The organism is Fructilactobacillus sp. Tb1 (assembly GCF_050500285.1).
Lineage (GTDB): Bacteria > Bacillota > Bacilli > Lactobacillales > Lactobacillaceae > Fructilactobacillus.
Genome location: NZ_CP191377.1, coordinates 1637098 through 1658120, shown reverse-complemented (window position 1 = coordinate 1658120; position 21023 = coordinate 1637098). Strand labels below are relative to the sequence as shown.

The window sequence follows — 21023 nt, the reverse complement described above, 5'->3', positions numbered from 1 at the left end:
CTAATCAAGTTTGCGATAATTGTCAAACAAAAGATATATTTGACTTTTGTTCTTATATTAGATAGAGTTATTACCAATAAATAAAGAGTGCTTTAATTCGATCCAGAGAGGTCGACAAGTTAACTTGGTGATGTTGAATTCAAACTAGACATGCTACGTTAATGGTGGCATGTCTTTTATTTATGCAAATTTATTTATAAAGATGCATTTATTAGGAGGATCAACATGACAATCGAGTATAAACACGACTTAGTAACCGTTGCGGACATGAGTGAAGCAGAGGTACTACATAAAATTAAATTAGCCCAATTATTTAAAGCTGGGAAACAAGTTCAATTAAATCGTCCGGTTTACGCAATGAACTTATTCTTTGAAAATAGTACAAGAACGCATACTAGTTTTGACATGGCAGAACGTCGTTTAGGGATGCAAGTGATCGACTTTAACGCTTCGAAAAGTTCAGTTACTAAAGGGGAAACGTTAGAAGATACAGTTAAAACGATTCAAGCAATTGGAGTTGATTTAGCTGTCATTCGTCATCCAGAAAATGAATACTACAACGAATTATTAAATATGAACTTAGACATTAGCATCGCTAATGCTGGTGACGGTAGTGGTCAACATCCATCACAATCACTTCTTGATATGCTTACTATTTATGAAGAATTTGGGACTTTCAAAGGTATCAAAGTAGCTATCATCGGTGATTTAAACCATTCCCGTGTGGCTCGTTCAGACATGGAATTGCTTACTCGTTTAGGCGCAACTGTCTCATTTGCGGGACCAGACCAATGGTACGATGAAAAATTTGCCGCTTACGGTCCTCATTTAACTGTCGATGAAGTGGCTAAAAACTCTGACGTTGTGATGTTGCTTAGAGTCCAAAAAGAACGACTTGGTGATGAACTTACTAAGTTTGATGAAGCAGCTTATCACAAACAATTCGGCCTAAGCAAGGAACGCTACGCAACTATGAAAGACAATGCAATTATCATGCATCCAGCTCCCGTAAATCGTGGCGTGGAAATTGATTCTGACTTAGTTGAAAGTGATAAATCACGAATCTTTACGCAAATGAAAAACGGGATGTACATGAGAATGGCAATTTTAACTGATATTATGGTGGCTAAAGGGATCATTAACGAAGCTGATATTTTGGGAGTAGACTAATATGAAAATTTTGATTGAAAATGCTGATATTTACCAAGCTGGAATTGAAAAAAATAAAGATTTGCTAGTGACGGATGGTATGATTACTGCCATTGCTCCAGAAGTAAACGTCGAATCTGATCGCGTAATTGATGCAAAGGGTAAAACTATTTTACCTGGTTTAGTAGATGTTCACGTCCACTTTAGAGATCCTGGTCAAACTCAAAAGGAAACCATTGAAACTGGGAGTATGGCTTCAGCTCATGGTGGTTACACCACTGTTTGTGCCATGCCAAATGTGACTCCAGTTCCAAACACACCAGATTTAATGAAGAAAATGGTGGCAGATAATGCTAAGAAAGGTGTTATCAAAGTTGATCAATATTCTCCTGTTACTTATGAAGAAAAAACGGAACAATTAGTAGATTTTGCAGCCATGAAAGCTGCCGGTGCGATTGGATTTAGTAATGATGGATTTGGAATTCAAACTGCTAAGACCATGTACGATGCAATGGTTGGAATTGCTAAAACTGGTTTGCCATTAGCCGCTCACGTTGAAGATCATGCTTTGATGGATGGTGGAGTGATGAATGCCGGGGCTGCCGCAGATCGACTTGGTATGAAGGGTGCACTTGATGTTGCTGAAACTAGTCAATTAGCCCGTGATTTAGAGTTAGCACGGGTAACCGGTGTGCATTACCATGTTTGTCACGTTTCTAAAGCTCGTAGTGTAGAATTAATTCGTCGTGCCAAAGCGGATGGCGTGAACGTTACTGCTGAGGTTTCACCACATCATTTACTATTAGATGATTCAATGATTAAAGCTGATAATCCCATGTTTAAGATGAATCCACCTTTGCGAGATAAAAAGGACTGTGAAGCATTATTAGCTGGTTTATTAGACGGAACCATTGATATGATTGCGACCGATCATGCCCCACATACTGATGAAGATAAGGGTGAATCATTTGTGCATTCTGCCTTTGGAATTACTGGAATTGAAACAGCATTCCCATTGCTATACACACGCCTAGTTGAAACTGGAAAAATCACTTTAGCTCAATTAATTAAATGGATGAGTTCTAATCCAACATCTATTTTTAATCTTGATGACAGCAACCAAGTTAAAGTTGGTAACATTGCTAATTTTGCCATCTGGGATTTAGTAAATTCACGTCAAATTAATGAAGCAGAAATGCGTTCTAAGGGTAATAACACACCATTCATTGGTGACCAAGTAAATGCTGAAAATAAAATGACCTTCTGTGAAGGCAAAATCGTTTTTGAAGCTTAATTTGAAAAAGTCTGGAAACAGGCTTTTTTATTTTGGCAATTATTGCTAAAATAGAAACATACGTTCGTACATATTAGAGGAGTGTTGAAGATGAAAATTATGCAACGAGTGGCAGTAACCGTTACGCTTTCCACGTTAGCATTAACGAGTTTGGTACCTGTAGCAAGCGCTGCTATTGCACCTAATCAAACCGGTACATATACTGAATTAGCTAGTGAAAACTATCAATCTGGTTCACAGGCTTATGATATTTTAAATAGTGATCAACCAGAAACCGTTAAAGCCTCTGATTACACTAGCAATAAGATTGATTATTCAAATTTGGATAATTTAAATCGGGCGGGGACGGCAACAGCTTATCTAACTAAAAATAATTTAGGTAAGTCAAATGGTCGTGCACCGCAAGTATTCAAACCGACTGGCTGGTTTAATCAACCGAAACAAGTAAATGGAGAACGCGTTTTTCCAGTTAATCGTGGGCATTTGATTGCGTATACTTGTACGTTTAATTTAAACAGTAATGGGCAATATGCTAGCGGAGATAAAGGTTCAATTGATAATCCCAAAAACTTAATTACCCAATCAGCTTTTTCTAATCAAAAAGTTATGCAAATTACTGAAGAAATGGTTCGTGATGCTTTGAGTGAAAATAAAAAGGTTATTTATCAAGTTACTCCTGTTTATCAAGGCATGGATTTGATGGCAAAGGGAGTTTGGGTAGAAGCTACCAGTACAGATGGCACAATGCACTTCAATCGTTATCTCTATAATGTTCAACCGGGAATTGCGTTTAATTATGCAACTGGTCGTTCAACGGTTGATACTTCAATGACAGTTCCAACTCCGGCTAATTATTCAAATTATCATGCTAAAAGTTACCATAAATTAAGTAATGGATATGCCAAAAAGGCTTATCACGTTGTTAAGAAACATTTCCATATCTAAAAAATAACGTCCTCAATTGGGGATGTTATTTTTGCTTTTATGAATTAAATTGCGATTTAGCAGATTTTTAACTATAATTTAAGAGATGCTTAAATTAGAAGAGGTGCCTTTTGGGAAATAAATCAAACGAAAAAATTGGAAGATTAGGATTAACGGCTTTCGTCTTATCAGCAATGGTCGGCGGGGGAATTTATGATCTTCCACAAAATATGTCATTACATGCAGGGCTAGTTGCACAATTACTAGCTTGGGGATTGACGGGATTAATTATTTGGATGATTGTCAGATCATTTATGATTCTTTCTCAAGTTCGCCCACAATATACCACGGGACTTTATCATTATGCTCAAGCTGGATTTGGTAAATTTGCCGCATTCTTTGTCAGTTGGGGATATTGGATCTGCCAATCATTTGCGATTGCAGCGTATTCAGTTCTGTTAATGTCAACTTTGGATGCTTTTTGGCCAGGAATGTTCTTTGGTGGTAACAATTGGTTGGCTATCTTAGGTGGAACAATTATCCTGTGGACGATGACTTTTTTGATTTTACGAGGAATTAAAACGACGAGTAAAGTTGATATGTTAGGCACAGTTTGTATGTTACTAATTGTGGCAACCTTCATAATTACCATGATTGTAGCCTTTAATTGGCACATTTTTATGACTAATCCACTTGCTTCAACTGATATTCCGCCAATTCATTATCATGCCTTAGGTGGGTTATTTGAACAAATGAAGGGGGCCATGTTAACAACGCTTTGGGTCTTTTCTGGGGTTGAAAGCGCAGTTGTCCTATCCGGAAATGCTGAAAGCCAAAAGGATGTTCGTCGAGCAACTCGGGATGGATTTATTCTTTGTTTGGTATTGTATGCCTTAGTTTCCATTCTTCCACTAGGAATTGCTAGTTATGGACAATTAGCACATATTCCAAGTCCTTCAACGGCCATGTTAATGGACTATGTCTTAGGTCCAGTTGGTCGTTTAATTATTACTTTTGGGGTAATCGTGGCCGTCTTAGCTAGTTGGTTAAGTTGGATCCTAGTCTTGTCTGAAATGCCTCGGGCAGCCTCAGAAGACGGAACTTTTCCAAAATTTTTCCGTAAGATTGGAAAACATCATGTTCCTGTAGCATCATTAATCATGACTGTCGTAGTAATTCAAATTATCATCATCATGACGCATTTTGCTGGACGTGCTTTTGATACGACTTTGACCATTGTGGCTACAATGACAATTCCACCGTACTTAATTTCAATGCTCTATTTGGCTAAAATTAGCAAAAGTGATAAAACTTTTAATCCAGACCAACACCCAGTGAATGTTTCTCGTCATGCAGCCCAAATTACGGCTGTTTTAGCGATTATTGGAACGTTATTTATGGGATATACAGCTGGAGTTAAGTACTTAACCATTGCATTTGTCATTTATGCGATTGGGATTCCGGTATTTATGTATGCACGAAAAGAAATTGCCCCTAATCAACCAATTTTCAAACCGGCTGAAAAAGCCTTTGCGATTACAATTGTGGTAATTGCAATCATTGGATTATTAATTTTATTTAAATAAATGATTGACACAAACGAATTTAACCATTAAAGTATAACCAATAAGAAAAAAGACGAAGCGTAGAAGAGTAGTCTGAAGTTATGTTTAAGCGAGTCTCTGGTTGGTGAAAAAGAGATAACTGATTTCAAATGAAAGTAATCTACAAGTTGCAAATGCGAATTTGAGTGTTTGCTGGACGTGCCCATTACCGCACTTAAGTATAAAAATATTTATACTTTTCGAGCCAATTAGAAATAATTGGGAACAAAGGTGGTAACACGTGCAAACGTCCTTAACTGTTTTATGACAGTTGCGGGCGTTTTTTGTTTTCAATTTAATTATCAGTACAATAATTTTCGTTTCTAATTGGGAATAAAGGTGGTAACACGTGTAAGACGTCCTTGGTTTTAAACCAAGGGCGTCTTTTTATATCATCAGAAAAGAATTTTTATACTTAGCGAGTTAATATTTGTGAAAATATTAAAAAAATAGGTGGTACCGCGCAAAGTCGTCCTTAGTTATTTGATAACTAGGGATTTTTTTCTACTAAAAATTAAGGAGTATTACTATGGAAACACCAACTAAACTAGGGTTTAAACAATATCTATTGTTAGCCTCATTACTATTCGGATTATTCTTTGGAGCGGGAAACTTAATTTTCCCAATTCATTTAGGACAAATTTCAGGCCACAACTGGTTGCCTGCTACCATTGGATTTATTTTATCAGCAATTTGTTTGCCATTATTTTCCATTTTGGCTTTAAGTATTACTAAAAGTAAGAGTATGTATGATCTTGCTGCACCAGCAGGTAAGGGTTTTGCCATCATGTTCTTGGTTTTAACCCATGCTTCACTTGGTTTATTGATTGCATCACCCCGTACGGCAACCGTTACTTTCTCAATGGGAGTACAACCATTTATTCCTAAGAGTTTTGATGGACCAGCATTATTAATTTTCACTGCAATTTTCTTTGCTGCCGCTTTACTATTAGCGTTCAATGAAGCAAGTGTTACTCGTAACGTTGGAAAAGTATTGAATCCAATCTTCATTATTTTGATGATTTTACTTTTCTTCATCGCATTCTGTCTTTACGGTGATATTCGTGGTTTACCTTTAATGCCACAACCAGGTCACGGAACTGCTTCATTTGTTAACGGATTCCTAGAAGGTTATAACACTATGGATGCGCTAGCTGGATTAGGATTTGGTGTTACAATCATCGCTGCTATCGAAGTATTTGAAAAACGTACAAAACAAAAATCATTAGCAATCGCCAAAGTTGGTGGTTTGACAATGGGATTTGAAGCATTGATTTACGCTTTTCTAATTGCATTAGGAGCTGGAAGTTTAAACTTCACCAAAGCGGCTGCTGATGGTGGAACTGCTTTCACTGAAATTATGAAACATTATACCGGGATGGCAGGGGCTGCCATTCTAGCTGCATTAACTTTATTGGCATGTTTAACTACTGCCATTGGACTTTTAACTTCATTATCACAAGATTTAAGTAAACGGTTCCCACAATTTGGTTACCGTAAATTTCTTACCATGGCAACCATCATCTCATTTGCCATTGCTAATTTTGGACTTGAAAAGATCATCCTTTATTCAGCACCAATTCTTAGCTTCCTATACCCATTAGCAATTGCTTTGATTTTATTAGGAATGCTATCACCAATTCTTGGAATTAAACAAACTATCTACAAAACTACAATTGGAATTGTTATGATTCCGGCCATCTTAGATTTGATTCATAACTTACCACCAGAATTATTGGCATTTAAACCATTCACAATGCTTAATAACTTATGTATGCACAATATTCCAATGTTCAGTATCGGATTAGATTTCTTACCATTCTTAATTTTCGGATTGATTGCAGGGATTTTAATTGATAAATTAAAGAAATAATTAAGAATTCTTCGTCTTATGTTGCAAAACGCAACATGAAATCTTGTTGTAAATTAAATCAGGCCTTATATTTATAACATAAGATTTAGAGGAGGAAGTATAATGGCTTCAGCAAAGAAAATGAGCAACGCCGCAAAAGGAATGCTTTTAGCAGTTTTTGCGTCATCATCTTGGGGTTTTTCTGGAACTTTACAACAGTTCGTATCTCAAGAAAACAAAATTCCAGCAGGTTGGTTTCTATCTGCTCGTACCACATTTACAGGTATCATTTTATTAGCCCTTTGTGCAATTATCTATAAAGGTAAGATTTTCAACGTTTTCAAAAGTTGGCGATCAATTGCTTGGTTAGTCGCTTATGGACTATTTGGTCTTGCTGCTAACATGGATAGTTTCTATATTGCTATTCAACAAGGTGGGGCAAACGGTGCTAGTACGGCAACTATCTTGCAATATCTAGCTCCATTGTTCATCGTAATGGGTGCTTTGGTATTCCAACGGAAAATGCCTAACAAAATGGATTTGGTAGTGTTCATCATTGCTTTATTTGGGGTATTTCTTTCAGTTACTAAAGGTAACTTGAGTGAATTATCAATTCCAATGATTTCCTTAGTCATGGGTATTATTTCAGGAATTACTGCTGCATGTTACGTTGTTTTACCTAAAGAAATTGGTAAGGATAACCCACCATTGATTATTCTTGGTTGGGGGACTTTAATTGCAAGTATTACCTTTAACTTGAACCAACCAGTTTGGGTAGGTGTGCCACACTTAACTACTGGTGGTGTTTTAGGAATTGCCGGTATCATTTTCTTCGGAACTATTATTACATTCCCTACAATTATTTACGCAACACGTTTTACAACCTCAGAATCAATCAGTTTAATTGATGCCATTCAACCAGTTATTACATTCGTAATTAGTATTTTCTGGTTCCACGCAACTTTAAACTTTGTTGAAATGATTGGTGCTGCTTTGATCATTATTGCAATCTACATTTTGCAATATACCCAAAGACATGATGATACATCAATTAAGGTTCTTAAATAATTAGCTTCAACTATTACACACACATTAAAAAACACCACTGAAAAGTGGTGTTTTTTGTTGTTTAGCTAGAAATTAGTTTGTATACTGAATAAAACTTAATTGGGAGAAGGCTAAGTATGACTGAAATTATGGTAAATAATGAATTAACGTTAAAAATTCCAGCTGCCGATGACGCCGATGAAATTTATCAATTGGTAGCTGATTCACGGGAGACATTGGCAAAATGGTTACCATGGGCAACGAAGGAAACTCTAGAAATTCAACGTCAATTTTTAAAGGAAAACATTAAAAAATTTAATGAAAAACAAGCAATGGTTTTTGGCATTCAATATCATGATAAATATGCAGGCTTAATTGGTTTTAATACTATTAATCAGAAATTAAAACAGACGGAAATCGGATATTGGTTGACTAACGACTTTGTTGGACATGGTATTATGCAACAATCATTAAAAGCTTTAATTCGTTATGGGTTCAATAATCTACAACTCAAAAAATTAATTTTAAAAATTGCAGTTGATAATGACCGTAGCAACCATGTCGCTAAAAAGGCAGGTTTTACGCTTAACCGGGTAATTCCTAATGGACTTGATTTAAACGACGGTTATCATGATGAAAATGAGTGGATATTAAAAAAGGAAGCTGACCTGAACCCTTAAAATTGGAGAATGGTTATGCAATTTTCTGGGCGGAATAGAGCCGGTATTGAACCGGTGACATTCCGCCCAGTTTTTCTTTAATACGATAATTATTATATATATGGACGTATTTATTAACAGCTGACTTTAGTTTTGAGTAACTATCATAACTAAAGTTATGAATTGTTCCAACTTTTAATTGATTGAAAAAACTTTCAATACAAGCATTATCCAAACATGTAGCCTTACGGCTCATGCTTTGAAATACTTTATTATCTTTCAAAATATTTACGAATTTTGCATTTTGATATTGAAATCCTTGATCAGAATGAACTGTCATACGATATTTTAATTTTGGACGAGCTAAAACTAATTCTGCTAAAGGTTTTACAACAAACTCTACAGTTGGATGCAAACTTAGACTCCAGGTTATAATTTCGTTATTATACAAATCCATATATGCTGTAAAATAAGCTCGTTCATTCATGGTCTTATTACCCCAACGTATTTCAGTAACGTCAGTAACTATTTTCTGTAAAGGTCTGTCAGTTTTGAATCGTCTATTAATTCTATTGGGAGATACTTTTCCACGTTTTCCTTTGTATGAATTATATTTTCTAGTTTTTCTTTCATAAGCAGTACACAATAGTCCTTCTGAATTCATTATTCGGAGGACTTTTTTGTGATTTATTTTAAATCCTAAATTATTTAATTCTAAAGTAATCCTTCTATATCCATAATCAATAAATTCAGACCTAATTCTTTTGATTTCTGCAATGACCCTTTGGTCATTACTAGAATAGTCACGTTTTAATGAATCATGATAACTACTACTAGATATTTCTGCTATATCTAATAACATGTGTAACGGGTAATTAAAGTCACGCCTTAACTCAGTAATTATTTGTGTTTTTTCTCTGTTTGGCATTTCTTTTGACTTTGAGTTAAGGCTTTTATTTTTCCCATGTATTGAATTTTAGCTTTTAAGTAGGTGTTTTCTTGTTCAAGTCTGTTTAATTTTTCCTCTAGTGATTCTTTATTATTATTCATTTTGATTAGTCTTCCTTTAAAAGGTTTTAGACGTCCAATTGATAATAACTTTTCCCACTGAAATATTGTCACAGGATTCCTAATTTTAAAGTAACGTGAAGTATTAGGATATGATTCATTATTTTCAAGACGCCAATTTATAACCTTAATTTTAAATGAATAAGAGTATCGTGTCTTGGTTGAATTATTAATTAATCCACTTTCACCAAATATTTCTAAACGTTTTATCCATTCGTACAGCGTAGCTGTACCCTTAATACCATATTTTCGCATTATAGTATTTGTTGGAACGCCATTATTGTAATCTTTAATAGCAGCTAATTTGATTTCTGATGTAAACAAAAAGAACCTCCTAAATTGGGTTCTCCAATTTAAGGGGTTCAGTTCAAGCCTAATTAAGGGCTTCCTTTTTTAATTTGTATTTTTCCCAATAAAATAGATGATTCCAATGACTACTACGATGACTAAGACAATCCAAAAATAGGTAATGAATAGACTTATCACAAAGAGAAGCATAATCAATCCAATAATTGAACCGCAACAACTCCAAGTTGTACGTAGCAGTCCGAGAAAACATAATCCCATTAGAATTAGTATAAGACCAACAATCATTAAAACTCCTATTTAGTTCGAGGCATGACACAAGTACCTTCGGGAACTTCAAAATTCTTTTGAATCATTTTCAATTTACCAGTTTCAGCATCACGTTCGTAAAGGGTAGCATTATCAGTATTTTGGTTAACTACGATTAACATTGATTGATCAGCGTTGAAGTTGAAATCACGAGGAAATTCACCTTCAGTAGAAATTAATTGTACTTTTTCAAGGTTACCATCAGCAAGAATCTTAAAAACGACAATGGAATCATTACCACGGTTTGAAATGTAAACAAAGCGGTTATCGTTAGATAGTTTAATTGCAGCAGCACCATTGTGTTCAGTCCAATCACTAGGAATAGTAGATTGAGTTTGTTCAAGGGTTAATTTAGCCGTTTTAGGATCGTAATCTAACACAGAAATCATACTGCTTAATTCACCAACCAGATAACCCTTATTAGTTTCCTTGTTGAATTCAATATTACGAGGGCCATATCCAGGAATAGTGTTGAACTCACTAACTTGAGAAAGTTTCCCGTCATCAGCAACATCATAAACATTCACTTTGTCAGTTCCTAAATCACAGACAATTAAACGATTATCCGGAGTTAAATTAGCGTAGTGAGGATGAGCACCATCAGCTTGTTCTGGCTTAGGACCAACTTCACCAATACTTTGAACTCGGTCAGCAATTCGAAGAGTACCATCATCTTGAATTTTGTAAACAGAGACATAACCCATATGGTAGTTAGCGGTATAAACTAATTGACGAGCTTCATCAATCGCTACATACGCATCAGAGGTTCCAGTTTCAATGTTTTCTTGTTTTAGGGTAGCTGGTACCTTGTTAATATCAAAAACAGCAACTCCACCACGTAAATCTGGTTGGTCCATGTTACGATCTACGGCGTAAAGCATGTGTTTAGGTGATTCTGCCAGATAAGTGGGGCTTTCAATTTTAGCTACTAACTTTGCATTTTGTAGTTGTTTTTTATCATCATCGAGTTCAATTTGATAAACTCCGTCACTATTATTAATGGTATAAGTTCCAATGAGAAATTTTTCAATCATAATTTTAGACCTCTATTCGTTTGATATGAATACGTTTTCAGTATGATTGATTTATGTGGTATTTGCAATTCAAATGACTCTAAAAAAGAAGGTCGAAATGATTGTAAAACAACTATATTAGAAGCATACTTTAAATGTAAAAATAATTATAAATAAAGGGTGTGAAAATAATGGAATTTAATAAAATTACTATTATTGGTGGGGGAACTCTTGGTTCTCAAATCGCATATATGTGTTCATTACATGGAAAAGATACTACTATTTATGGTCGTTCAGAAGGTTCTCTTGAACGTGCACAAAAACGAGTTGCTAGATGGGTAAAAGCAGTTGAAAAAGATATTCATGTTCCTGCTGCTGAAGCTGAAAAAGCTGCTAAAAACTTAAAGTATACTACGAACCTTGATGAAGCAATTAAGGGCCAAGATTTAGTTATTGAAGCTCTTCCTGAAGATCCCAAAATTAAAATTGAATTTTACAAGAAATTTGCTAAAATCGCTGATCCAGATACAATTTTAGCTACGAATACATCAACTTTATTACCATCAACATTTGCTGAAGACACTGGACGTCCCGATAAATATATTGCTTACCATTTTGCTAACAACATTTGGATTAATAATACTGCTGAAATTATGCCCCAAGCTAAAACTAATCCAGCTTTAACCGCTGCATTTGAAAAACTTTCACGTGAAATTGGAATGGTCCCAATTAAAATTAATAAGGAACAACCGGGATATGTTTTAAATTCATTGTTGATTCCATTTTTAACCGCTGCATTGAAATTATGGGCTGATGGAGTTTCAGAACCAGCAGCAATCGATAAAACTTGGATTATTGCAACTAGTGCCCCAGTTGGTCCATTCTCAATTATGGATACTATCGGATTAAGAACCATGTATGAAATTACCTCAATGGATAAAGATCCGCTAGTTCAAAAAGCAGCTAAAATGCTTAAAGAAAAACTTGATAAAGGTGAATTGGGGACTGAAAGTGGTCAAGGTTTCTACTCATATCCAAATCCAGCTTTTCTAGACAAAGATTTTCTAAAATAAAGCATAATACGTGAGTTTCATAATTATGAGCGATATAATTATGTCACATACAATATATAGGAGATATCATTATGAAAGAATTTACTACAGATGGTGCAAAATTAGAAAAGAAATTAGAAGAAGTTTTAAAGGATCCTCGTGTTCAAGAAGAATTATTAAATTCTGAAGGTCACAAAGATAATACTAGTGTAGAACATGAATTAATGAACTTCGCTAAAAACGAAACTAAGAAAACTGATATGTACAAAGTTGAATTAAAACAAGGTCGTTTTGATGTTTATAACGAAACTTCACATAGTCGTGTCTTCTTCGAATAATAACTAGTTAAAAAGACATCAGTCCAGTTGGGCTGATGTCTTTTTTGCTGCAAAAATATTAGAGTGATTTGGTAATGTAAAAACCTAAACAACATAAAAGTAAACCGATTCCATAACTTAAAAAGAGATACCCAAATGCACTTTTGAATTTTAAACCAAAAAATGAGTTAGCAATTTCACTATTAAAAGTTGAATAAGTAGTCATTCCGCCAATAAAACCAAACAACAATACACTTAGTTTAAGAAGTGGGGAGAAATTAAATAAAATTCCGGCGATCACACAACCGCTCATATTTAGAATGAACGTTGCGACCATCCCATGATTGGATTTTTTTAATTGGTTAGTTAATTTAAATCGCGTGATTGCACCAATCCCAGTGCCTAACATAAAAATCAAATAATTATAAATCATGGAATTCCTCCTTGGTACCTAAGTAGTTAGCAAATGCATCACCTAAAATAGCTAAGATTACGCCACCAATGACAGTGATTCCTAAATAGATCATTAAATAGTTATATTCATGTAATTGGATTAATTTGAAAGCATCTAAAATCATTCCTGAAAAGGTGGTAAATGATCCAATAAACCCAGTTCCAAATTCCCGATTAACTTTTTGCGAAAAATGGAGTTTCTTACATAAGTAATCAGTCCAAATTGGTAAAAATAACGCCCCAGATAAATTAATTAATAGGGTTGCTAAAGGAAAATGATGATAATTCATTAAATTAGTAATTGAATAGCGACATAATCCTCCCAAAGTTCCCCACAAAAAAATAATAAAAGTTTCCATTCTGTCACTCCTTAGCTAGTTATCATTTAAATGTAGAATAATATTAAATTTTAGTCAAATAACTTACTTATTCAATAAAATAAAAACTAGACAAGTTGTGTACTAATTAGTGTTTTTATCTTGTTACAATATTATAAAATTGTATCAGTACTTTTTGATAATAAATCTAATGTATACTTTATTAGACAACGTTAATGCCGTAAACTAGGCATTTCCAACGCAAAATTTAATTTTGCTAAATTAAATAATTGCATTTTTTTAATAAAAAAAGTAAAAAGTGTACAAAAAGTATGTGATTATGTATATAATGATAAGTGTACAATATGTGCATATATGATTAATTAATGATAGGAGTAGATTTTATGGCAGGTAGTAGACAAATTGATAGTGAACTTTGTTTCGGTATCTACAACGCAAACAAGAAATTTAATAGATTTTACCAACATGTATTAGCAGAATATGGGTTAACATATCCCCAATATGCTGTGATGTTAGTTCTTTGGATACATTCTCCAATTACAGTTCGTGAATTAGGATCATATGTTGATCTTGATAGTGGAACTTTAACTCCACTCCTTAAACGGCTTCAAAAGAATGGCTGGGTTACCAAAACTCGTTCAACTAAAGACGAACGAGTTGTTAACATCAATATTACTGAACACGCTAAAGCAATGCGTGATGAAGTATACGACCATGTTAATGAATGTTTCGAAATTCTCGGACTTGAAAGAGACGAAATTGATAAGGCCTTAAAGGTCGTTAATGTTGTAAGTAACCAATTAGATAATGTCGATGTTGAAAAGATTGCAGCGGTTAACTAGTTGAAAAAGGACTGATCATTTTGATTAGTCCTTTTGTTTTTGTTCCTCTTTTTTGCTAGAATTAGGGGAACGTAAAAAAATATTACATATAAAAAATGGGGTAAAAAGATTGTCCTTAAATATTGATGAAATTAAGACTATTTTACTAGAACACAATCTACTAAAAGAAGAAAATAAAACTAACCATACTAAATTTGATTACGTGAGTTATGATTCACGTGACATTAAATCTAATACATTGTTTTTCTGTAAGGGAAACTTCAAGCCAGAGTTTTTAACTGGTGCTAAAAATGCTGGTGCAACTGGAGTGGTTGCCGAACACCACATGGCTGAAAGCGTTGGTATGACAGAATTTGTTGTCACTGATATTCAAAAAGCTATGTCAATTTTGTCAGCGGCCTTTTTTGAATTTCCACAAGATGAAATGAAAACCATTGCGATTACGGGTACCAAAGGGAAGACTACTTCTGCCTATTTCGTATTTGATTCCATCAAACAAGCTTCAAATAATAAAACGGCGCTTTTTTCAACGGTTAATACTGTCTTAGGAGCCAAACCAGAAGATACCTTCAAATCACACTTAACTACGCCAGAATCATTAGATTTGTTTAAAAACATGCGGACAGCAGTTGATAATGGGATGAAATACCTAATCATGGAAGTTTCATCGCAAGCCTACTTGAAAAATCGGGTTTACGGTTTGAAATTTGACGTGGGTTCATTTTTAAATATTTCCCCTGATCACGTCGGGGAAAACGAACACCCAACTTTTGCAAATTACTTACATTGTAAGGAACAATTACTAGTTAACTCTAATGTAGTGATTTTAAACGCTGAAACAGCTGATTTTGCGGATGTTTATTACACTGCGAAAGCAACGACTGATCCAGAAAACATCTATTTATTTGCTAGAAATGGTGGGGATGTTTCCCTTCCAGTTGATCTAGACTTCGTTTTCAATAGTCATGAAGATACTTTAAATGATAGTAAAATTACTTTGACGGCCCTTAGTAAAAAAGCCAAGGCGTTAAATGTTGCTGGTGACTATACTGTTGGAATTCCGGGTGATTACAATGAATATAACGCGACGGATGCTATTATTTCTGCTGGATTAGTTGGTTTTGATGCTAATGAACTATTTGCGGGAATTCGTGATACTCGGATTCCGGGACGAATGGAAATGTACCGTAGCAAGGATCATGGGGTAGTGTATGTCGATTATGCGCATAACTACGCTAGTACCAAGGCCTTACTTAATTTCTTGAAGCGTCAAAGTCCCGAAGGTAAAGTTTCGGTAGTCGTTGGTAGTCCTGGTAACAAAGGAATTGACCGCCGTGAAGGATTTGGGAAAGCCCTTAGTGAAGAAGCTGATGTAGCTTATCTTACGACCGATGATCCAGCTTTTGAAGATCCAATGGACATTGCTAAAACCATTGATTCATACATTAATCATGACCATGTAAAAGTTATTTTTGAAATGGATCGGGAAAAAGCCATTAAAGATGCGATTATGAACAGTACGCCTAATGATATCAGTGTGGTGATTGGTAAAGGACAGGATCCTTACCAAAAAATTAACGGGGTTGATACTCCATATCCAACTGATTCAAAGGTTGTTCGTGATTTATTAGAAAAATTATAAAAATAAAAACATCCACGTCAATTGGCGTGGATGTTTTTTAGATAAAGAAGAGACAAGTGATGGAAATAATAATACTAATTAAGGTTACCCAGATTAGGTAGGGTCTAAAATTACCTTGAATTTTGCGTTGATATGAAATATCAATGAATGAAATGGCTACCACAGTTGCTAAGAAACTTAAAATATCAATAATTGGATTAGTTTTAAAATTGCGGATGATTAGCATAATATCTCCAACCAATACCAATAAGTATAAAATTCTCGTGTAGAGCATGATTTTAATAATTGTTTTGTCTTGTTTTTCGTACATTCCAAACAAAAATGGAATAATTAACAGCACCCATAGGCCCATCATGATATTAACTAACATAAAAATTCCTCCATATATTAATATAGTACACCATCTCTTTGATTAGATTAATGACAATGTTAAATAAAAATGATATACTAAAATGCGTATGCGGGCGTAGTTTAGTGGTAAAATTTGAGCTTCCCAAGCTTACGTCGCGGGTTCGATTCCCGTCGCCCGCTTTGCATCAAGGTTGGGAAGTCGCCAATTATAAAAGAATAGTAAGTTAGTTAACTTTTCAGCGAGTCTAGGTTGGTGTGAGCTAGATATAGTTACTAAGTGAATTCGTACTTTTTAGGCTAATAATTAATAAATAAGTGGGTTTTTATCCAATTAGAGTGGTACCGCGGGTTAATCTCGTCTCTTACATTATTTTAATGTAGGAGTTTTTTTATTTTATAAGGAGTGATTTACATGGATTACAAACAAATTGTTGCGGATGCCGTATCAGAAGTTGTAGACGGTAAAGTTTCAACTAACGACATTTACGCCAAAATTGAAAAACCAAAGACATCAGCAAACGGTGATCTTTCTTTCCCAGCTTTTATCCTTTCAAAGGAATTACACAAAGCACCTCAAGCAATTTCTCAAGAAATCGTTGATAACATCAATGGTGAATCTTTTGAAAAAGTGGTTGCTGCTGGTCCTTACGTGAACTTCTTCCTTAATAAGGGAAAAGTAAGTAACCAAGTTATTGATGATGTTTTAACTGAAAAAGAACACTTTGGTGACAACCATCAAGGTGATGACCAAGTCGTTACAATTGATATGTCATCACCTAACATTGCTAAACCAATGTCAATGGGACATTTACGTTCAACTGTAATTGGTAACTCAATTGCTAACATTCTTACTAAAAATGGTTACAAACCCATCAAAGATAATCACCTTGGTGACTGGGGTACTCAATTCGGTAAACTTATCACTGCTTACCTTAAATGGGGTAGTGAAGAAGATGTTAAACGTGACCCAATCCATTACTTAGTGCAATACTATGTACGCTTCCATAAAGAAGACGAAATTCATCCAGAATATGATGAAGAAGCTCGTGAATGGTTCAAGAAACTTGAAGATGGTGATCCAGAAGCAGTTCACTTATGGAAATGGTTCCGTGAAGTTTCTCTTGAAGCTTTCAACAAGACTTACAAAAAACTTGGGGTAGAATTTGATACTTATAATGGTGAATCGTTCTACAACGATAAGTTACAAGGGGTTGTTGATACCCTTAAAAAAGATGGTCTGCTTGAAATCTCACAAGGTGCTTCTGTGGTTGATCTAAGTGATGAAGACTTGAACCCAGCTTTAATCCTTAAAACTGACGGTGCTTCATTATACGTAACTCGTGATATTGCTACTGCCATTTACCGTGATGAAACTTATCATCCAGTCATGAACCTTTACGTAGTTGGTTCAGAACAAACTTACTACTTCAAACAACTTAAAGCTGTGTTGAAGAAGATGGGCTTAGATTCAGCTGCTGGTTTACACCACATTCCATTCGGTTTAATTACTGTTAATGGTAAGAAACTTTCAACTCGTCGTGGTAATATCATCTTACTTAACGAAGTGTTGGACGAATCTGTGAAGATGGCTAAACAACAAATCGTTGAAAAGAACCCTGATCTTAAAGATAAAGACAAGGTTGCTGAAGAAGTTGGGGTTGGTGCCATTGTCTTTGGTGATTTGAAGAACTCAAGAATTGACAGTATCGACTTCAACGTTCAAGAACAATTGAAGTTTGAAGGAGAAACTGGTCCTTACGTTCAATACGCCCATGCTCGTGCCCAAAGTATCTTGCGTAAAGCTAACGCCGATTACGTTAATGCAGATAACTATGCCTTGACTGATGACGACGCCTGGGAAGTGGTTAAATTACTTCAATCATTCCCAGATGTTGTGAAACGTGCCAATGCTGAATTTGAACCTTCAGTAATTGCTAAATACTCATTGAAACTTGCTAAGACTTTCAACAAGTACTACGCCCACACTAAGATTTTGACTGACGATGATGAATTAAATGCTCGTTTAGCATTAGTTCAAAGTGTTTCAATCGTCTTGAAAGAATCACTTAGATTATTAGGGGTTATGGCTCCTAACGAAATGTAAAAAATTTAAAAGACACTGCCGTCAAAAGCAGTGTCTTTTACTATGTCTTGAGATATTTTTAATTTCTTTATGATAAAATGGGAACAAGTTCATTCCTAGGAGAAAAAAATTAATGGATAAAGAAAAAATCATTAGTTTCATCAAGCAATATCTAGGTATTTTATGGGATTACATTAAAAAATACCTTTCGATTTTGTGGAATTTTATTAAAAAATATTGGAAAAGATATCAACTTACAAGATGGATAATTGCGATTATCTTATTTATTATGGTGATTTCTTCCATTTATCTAACGTTTATTGCTAAAACATCGCACGTTAAAAATTTACAATCTAATTTATCCAGATCAACGGTGATCTATGATCAAAATGGTAAAAAGGCGGGGAATCTCTATGCTCAAAAAGGGACTTATGTTGCCAGTGACAAGATTTCGCCTAATCTAAGCAATGCAATTATTGCGACCGAAGATCGTAATTTTTACCACGAACATGGTTTTTCTGTGAAAGGTTATGCTCGGGCGATTTTATTAGCCATTAAGAATAAAATTATGCACGATAACCAGATTAGTAGTGGTGGAAGTACCATTTCGCAACAATTAGCGAAGAATACGTTCCTTTCACAACAACAAACCTTATCTCGGAAGTTTAAGGAATTATTTATTTCCATTGAAATTGAAAATATTTATTCCAAAAAACAAATTATTACGATGTACATGAATAACGCGTACTTTGGTAATGGAGTTTATGGAGTGCAAGATGCTTCCCGGAAATACTTTGGGATGGATGCAAAAGATTTACCGGTGCAAGATGCAGCTACTCTAGCGGGAATGTTGCAAAATCCAAGTAATAACCCAATTGATCATCCAGAAGCTGCTAAAGCCCGGAGAAACGTCGTAATTGGCTTAATGGGTGAAACTGGTAAGATTCCAGAAAGTGAAGTTAAAACCTACCAAAGTAAGCCGATGGAAGTTCATGATGATTTAGATGATCAGAATGGCTACAAATATCCATATTACTTTGATGCGGTAATTAATGAAGCAATTAGTCAATATGGCTTATCAGAAAAGCAAATTATGAATGATGGTTACAAGATTTACACTAGCTTGAACCAACAACAGCAACAAAGTTTCCAAGATGACTTCAAGGATCCAAGCCTGTTCCCAAGTAATGCTTCTGATGGAACCAAAGTTCAAGCAGCTTCCATTGCGGTTAATCCTAAAAATGGTGGTGTACAAGCGGTTGTTGGTGGTCGTGGGGATACAGTTTTCCGTGGCTATAACCGGGCGACAGATATGCGTCGTCAACCAGGATCAGCATTGAAACCCTTATCAGTTTATACACCAGCTTTAGAAAATGGTTTCTCATATGATTCGATGTTGAATGATAAGCTACAATCGTATGGTAAAAACCACTACACGCCCCAAAACTTTTCACAAACCTATACTGGAAAAATTCCGATGTACAAGGCCATTGCTGAAAGTTTAAATGCGCCCGCAGTGTGGACTCTAAATAAAATCGGAGTCGATAAAGGTTACGATTCATTGCAAAAATTTGGCATTCCCGTTACCAAAAAGGATAACAACCTTGCAATTGCGCTTGGTGGATTGACTACTGGAGTTTCACCACAACAAATGGCAGGTGCTTATACTGCGTTTGCTAATCAAGGAAAAGTATCAACGCCTTTCTACATTACTAAAATCGTTGATTCAACTGGTAAAACAGTTGCTACGCATGAAAATAATACTTCACAAATTATTTCAGCTGATACAGCTCGTCAAATGACAAGTATGTTACTTGACGTTTTCCAACCTGGTGGAACTAGTGCGACTGGTAAACCAAGTGGCTATGAGGTTGCTGGAAAGACCGGAACGACTGAAGATGACACCAGTTCAGATAATCAAGCGGTCCGTGATTGGTGGGTAATTGGTTACACTCCTGATGTTGTGGTTGCTAGTTGGGAAGGGTTTGATAATACCAACTCTGACAAGCATTTGGAAATTGCCAATGGTAGTAACAGTATTAACACGCTCTTTAAAAACCAAATGCAGGATATTCTTCCATATACTGATGGCAACAAATTTAAAGTTAAAGACGCTAATACTAGATACATGCAGAAACAACAAGATAGTTTGCTAGGAGATGATAATTCTTCTAATTCAACCACTAATAATATTAGAGAGAAATTAGGACAAGTTTCACAAAAGGCAAGCGATGTAGCGCATAATTTAGTTGACGATGTTAAAAGCTTTTTAGGTCAATAAATAATTTAATTGTGTTATGATATATGTATATTAATAAAGGGAGATATTTTATTATGTCAGATAACAAAATTTTAGAACAAGCACAAAAAATGCAAGATGCTGTTGTTAAATCAGAAGAATTCACTAACTTAAAGAACGCTATGGACGCTTTAAAAGCTGAAAAAGATTCTTACAAAGTATTCACTGACTTCCAAGCTAGCCAAAATGACTTACGTCAAAAACAAATGTCAGGTCAAGAAATCACACCTGATGACATGAAGGCTGCTCGTGAACTTGCTGATAAGATGAACACACTTCCTGCAATCAAATTGTTAATGGAACGTGAAAAAGCTATGGGTAAGTTAATTGACGATGCTAACATGGTAATTACTGAACCATTACGTAAATTATACGAAGCTTAATTTTTCGTTTATAAAAAAGAAGCACTTTATAGTGCTTC

General features: G+C 35.0%; 20 protein-coding genes, 1 tRNA gene and 1 other annotated feature. Of the genes, 15 read left to right on the top strand and 6 right to left on the bottom strand.

From position 1 onward, the window contains the following. The first annotated feature begins 225 nt into the window (after positions 1-225). The 7 genes from ACQW5G_RS08555 (at position 226) to ACQW5G_RS08525 (ending at position 8550) form a co-directional block, all read left to right on the top strand. A complete protein-coding gene (locus ACQW5G_RS08555) occupies positions 226-1170 on the top strand; it encodes an aspartate carbamoyltransferase catalytic subunit (protein WP_429971039.1) in 945 nt (314 codons plus the stop codon). A gap of 1 nt (position 1171) precedes the next feature. Continuing rightward, the gene (locus ACQW5G_RS08550; protein ID WP_429971038.1) at positions 1172-2443 is read left to right on the top strand and encodes a dihydroorotase; all 1272 of its coding nucleotides are present in this window, start codon (positions 1172-1174) and stop codon (positions 2441-2443) included. 90 nt (positions 2444-2533) lie between these two features. Continuing rightward, a complete protein-coding gene (locus ACQW5G_RS08545; RefSeq protein WP_429971037.1) occupies positions 2534-3388 on the top strand; it encodes a DNA/RNA non-specific endonuclease in 855 nt (284 codons plus the stop codon). 110 nt (positions 3389-3498) lie between these two features. Further along, positions 3499-4953, top strand: coding sequence for an amino acid permease (locus tag ACQW5G_RS08540; protein ID WP_429971036.1), 1455 nt, complete (start codon positions 3499-3501; stop codon positions 4951-4953). Between the two features lie 46 nt (positions 4954-4999). Then, positions 5000-5229: a binding site (T-box leader), on the top strand. Positions 5230-5500: 271 nt separating this feature from the next. Continuing rightward, a complete protein-coding gene (gene brnQ / locus ACQW5G_RS08535; protein ID WP_429971035.1) occupies positions 5501-6844 on the top strand; it encodes a branched-chain amino acid transport system II carrier protein in 1344 nt (447 codons plus the stop codon). Between the two features lie 102 nt (positions 6845-6946). Beyond that, positions 6947-7891: a DMT family transporter gene (locus ACQW5G_RS08530; protein ID WP_429971034.1), complete on the top strand. Its 945-nt coding sequence runs from the start codon at positions 6947-6949 to the stop codon at positions 7889-7891. A gap of 116 nt (positions 7892-8007) precedes the next feature. Then, the gene (locus tag ACQW5G_RS08525; RefSeq protein WP_429971033.1) at positions 8008-8550 is read left to right on the top strand and encodes a GNAT family N-acetyltransferase; all 543 of its coding nucleotides are present in this window, start codon (positions 8008-8010) and stop codon (positions 8548-8550) included. A 13-nt stretch (positions 8551-8563) separates the two neighbouring features. Here the strand turns inward: ACQW5G_RS08525 and ACQW5G_RS08520 are convergent, their stop codons facing one another. From ACQW5G_RS08520 to ACQW5G_RS08510, 3 genes are all read right to left on the bottom strand, one after another. Then, the gene (locus ACQW5G_RS08520; protein WP_429970274.1) at positions 8564-9457 is read right to left on the bottom strand and encodes an IS3 family transposase; all 894 of its coding nucleotides are present in this window, start codon (positions 9455-9457) and stop codon (positions 8564-8566) included. Beyond that, positions 9430-9921, bottom strand: a complete 492-nt coding sequence (locus tag ACQW5G_RS08515; protein WP_429970275.1) for a helix-turn-helix domain-containing protein — start codon at positions 9919-9921, stop codon at positions 9430-9432. Before ACQW5G_RS08515 ends, ACQW5G_RS08520 begins: the two co-directional genes overlap by 28 nt. A gap of 278 nt (positions 9922-10199) precedes the next feature. Continuing rightward, entirely contained in the window at positions 10200-11246 is a 1047-nt protein-coding gene (locus ACQW5G_RS08510) for a lactonase family protein (protein ID WP_429971032.1), read from the bottom strand. Between the two features lie 170 nt (positions 11247-11416). Here ACQW5G_RS08510 and ACQW5G_RS08505 point away from each other — a divergent pair, with 170 nt between their 5' ends. Together ACQW5G_RS08505 and ACQW5G_RS08500 are read left to right on the top strand one after the other, a co-directional pair. Further along, the gene (locus tag ACQW5G_RS08505) at positions 11417-12298 is read left to right on the top strand and encodes a 3-hydroxyacyl-CoA dehydrogenase (RefSeq protein ID WP_429971031.1); all 882 of its coding nucleotides are present in this window, start codon (positions 11417-11419) and stop codon (positions 12296-12298) included. Between the two features lie 71 nt (positions 12299-12369). Then, positions 12370-12615 carry a hypothetical protein gene (locus ACQW5G_RS08500; protein ID WP_429971030.1) on the top strand — a complete coding sequence of 82 codons (246 nt, stop codon included), beginning with the start codon at positions 12370-12372 and terminating at the stop codon, positions 12613-12615. 58 nt (positions 12616-12673) lie between these two features. Here ACQW5G_RS08500 and ACQW5G_RS08495 read toward each other — a convergent pair whose 3' ends face one another. Together ACQW5G_RS08495 and ACQW5G_RS08490 are read right to left on the bottom strand one after the other, a co-directional pair. Then, positions 12674-13027 carry a fluoride efflux transporter FluC gene (locus ACQW5G_RS08495; protein ID WP_429971029.1) on the bottom strand — a complete coding sequence of 118 codons (354 nt, stop codon included), beginning with the start codon at positions 13025-13027 and terminating at the stop codon, positions 12674-12676. Then, positions 13017-13406, bottom strand: coding sequence for a fluoride efflux transporter FluC (locus tag ACQW5G_RS08490; RefSeq protein ID WP_429971028.1), 390 nt, complete (start codon positions 13404-13406; stop codon positions 13017-13019). The genes ACQW5G_RS08495 and ACQW5G_RS08490 overlap by 11 nt, the downstream gene beginning before the upstream one ends. Before the next feature lie 362 nt (positions 13407-13768). On the opposite strand from ACQW5G_RS08490, the gene ACQW5G_RS08485 reads away from it, so the two are divergent. Further along, positions 13769-14227 (top strand): MarR family winged helix-turn-helix transcriptional regulator, encoded by a 459-nt coding sequence (locus ACQW5G_RS08485; RefSeq protein ID WP_429971027.1) that lies wholly within the window; start codon positions 13769-13771, stop codon positions 14225-14227. A 109-nt stretch (positions 14228-14336) separates the two neighbouring features. Next, the gene (locus ACQW5G_RS08480) at positions 14337-15869 is read left to right on the top strand and encodes a UDP-N-acetylmuramoyl-L-alanyl-D-glutamate--2,6-diaminopimelate ligase (protein WP_429971026.1); all 1533 of its coding nucleotides are present in this window, start codon (positions 14337-14339) and stop codon (positions 15867-15869) included. A gap of 37 nt (positions 15870-15906) precedes the next feature. On the opposite strand, the gene ACQW5G_RS08475 is transcribed toward ACQW5G_RS08480, so the two are convergent. Continuing rightward, positions 15907-16239 (bottom strand): YisL family protein, encoded by a 333-nt coding sequence (locus tag ACQW5G_RS08475; protein WP_429971025.1) that lies wholly within the window; start codon positions 16237-16239, stop codon positions 15907-15909. Positions 16240-16329: 90 nt separating this feature from the next. On the opposite strand from ACQW5G_RS08475, the gene ACQW5G_RS08470 reads away from it, so the two are divergent. From ACQW5G_RS08470 to ACQW5G_RS08455, 4 genes are all read left to right on the top strand, one after another. Then, positions 16330-16400, top strand: a tRNA-Gly gene (locus ACQW5G_RS08470). A 232-nt stretch (positions 16401-16632) separates the two neighbouring features. Then, positions 16633-18324: an arginine--tRNA ligase gene (argS, locus tag ACQW5G_RS08465; RefSeq protein ID WP_429971024.1), complete on the top strand. Its 1692-nt coding sequence runs from the start codon at positions 16633-16635 to the stop codon at positions 18322-18324. Between the two features lie 112 nt (positions 18325-18436). Beyond that, complete coding sequence (locus tag ACQW5G_RS08460) at positions 18437-20584, top strand: transglycosylase domain-containing protein (protein ID WP_429971023.1); 2148 nt, start codon at positions 18437-18439, stop codon at positions 20582-20584. Positions 20585-20637: 53 nt separating this feature from the next. Beyond that, positions 20638-20985 carry a YlbF family regulator gene (locus tag ACQW5G_RS08455; protein WP_429971022.1) on the top strand — a complete coding sequence of 116 codons (348 nt, stop codon included), beginning with the start codon at positions 20638-20640 and terminating at the stop codon, positions 20983-20985. The last annotated feature ends 38 nt before the right edge of the window (positions 20986-21023 follow it).

Excerpts from the sequence above, each read along its gene's own strand:
- ACQW5G_RS08475 (WP_429971025.1), bottom strand. The coding sequence starts at position 16,239 with ATGTTAGTTAATATCATGATGGGCCTATGGGTGCTGTTAATTATTCCA.
- ACQW5G_RS08510 (WP_429971032.1), bottom strand. The coding sequence starts at position 11,246 with ATGATTGAAAAATTTCTCATTGGAACTTATACCATTAATAATAGTGAC.
- ACQW5G_RS08460 (WP_429971023.1), top strand. The coding sequence starts at position 18,437 with ATGGATAAAGAAAAAATCATTAGTTTCATCAAGCAATATCTAGGTATT.
- ACQW5G_RS08550 (WP_429971038.1), top strand. The coding sequence starts at position 1,172 with ATGAAAATTTTGATTGAAAATGCTGATATTTACCAAGCTGGAATTGAA.
- brnQ (WP_429971035.1), top strand. The coding sequence starts at position 5,501 with ATGGAAACACCAACTAAACTAGGGTTTAAACAATATCTATTGTTAGCC.
- ACQW5G_RS08485 (WP_429971027.1), top strand. The coding sequence starts at position 13,769 with ATGGCAGGTAGTAGACAAATTGATAGTGAACTTTGTTTCGGTATCTAC.
- ACQW5G_RS08490 (WP_429971028.1), bottom strand. The coding sequence starts at position 13,406 with ATGGAAACTTTTATTATTTTTTTGTGGGGAACTTTGGGAGGATTATGT.
- ACQW5G_RS08495 (WP_429971029.1), bottom strand. The coding sequence starts at position 13,027 with ATGATTTATAATTATTTGATTTTTATGTTAGGCACTGGGATTGGTGCA.
- ACQW5G_RS08520 (WP_429970274.1), bottom strand. The coding sequence starts at position 9,457 with ATGCCAAACAGAGAAAAAACACAAATAATTACTGAGTTAAGGCGTGAC.
- ACQW5G_RS08530 (WP_429971034.1), top strand. The coding sequence starts at position 6,947 with ATGGCTTCAGCAAAGAAAATGAGCAACGCCGCAAAAGGAATGCTTTTA.
- ACQW5G_RS08555 (WP_429971039.1), top strand. The coding sequence starts at position 226 with ATGACAATCGAGTATAAACACGACTTAGTAACCGTTGCGGACATGAGT.
- ACQW5G_RS08545 (WP_429971037.1), top strand. The coding sequence starts at position 2,534 with ATGAAAATTATGCAACGAGTGGCAGTAACCGTTACGCTTTCCACGTTA.
- ACQW5G_RS08505 (WP_429971031.1), top strand. The coding sequence starts at position 11,417 with ATGGAATTTAATAAAATTACTATTATTGGTGGGGGAACTCTTGGTTCT.
- argS (WP_429971024.1), top strand. The coding sequence starts at position 16,633 with ATGGATTACAAACAAATTGTTGCGGATGCCGTATCAGAAGTTGTAGAC.
- ACQW5G_RS08455 (WP_429971022.1), top strand. The coding sequence starts at position 20,638 with ATGTCAGATAACAAAATTTTAGAACAAGCACAAAAAATGCAAGATGCT.
- ACQW5G_RS08500 (WP_429971030.1), top strand. The coding sequence starts at position 12,370 with ATGAAAGAATTTACTACAGATGGTGCAAAATTAGAAAAGAAATTAGAA.
- ACQW5G_RS08525 (WP_429971033.1), top strand. The coding sequence starts at position 8,008 with ATGACTGAAATTATGGTAAATAATGAATTAACGTTAAAAATTCCAGCT.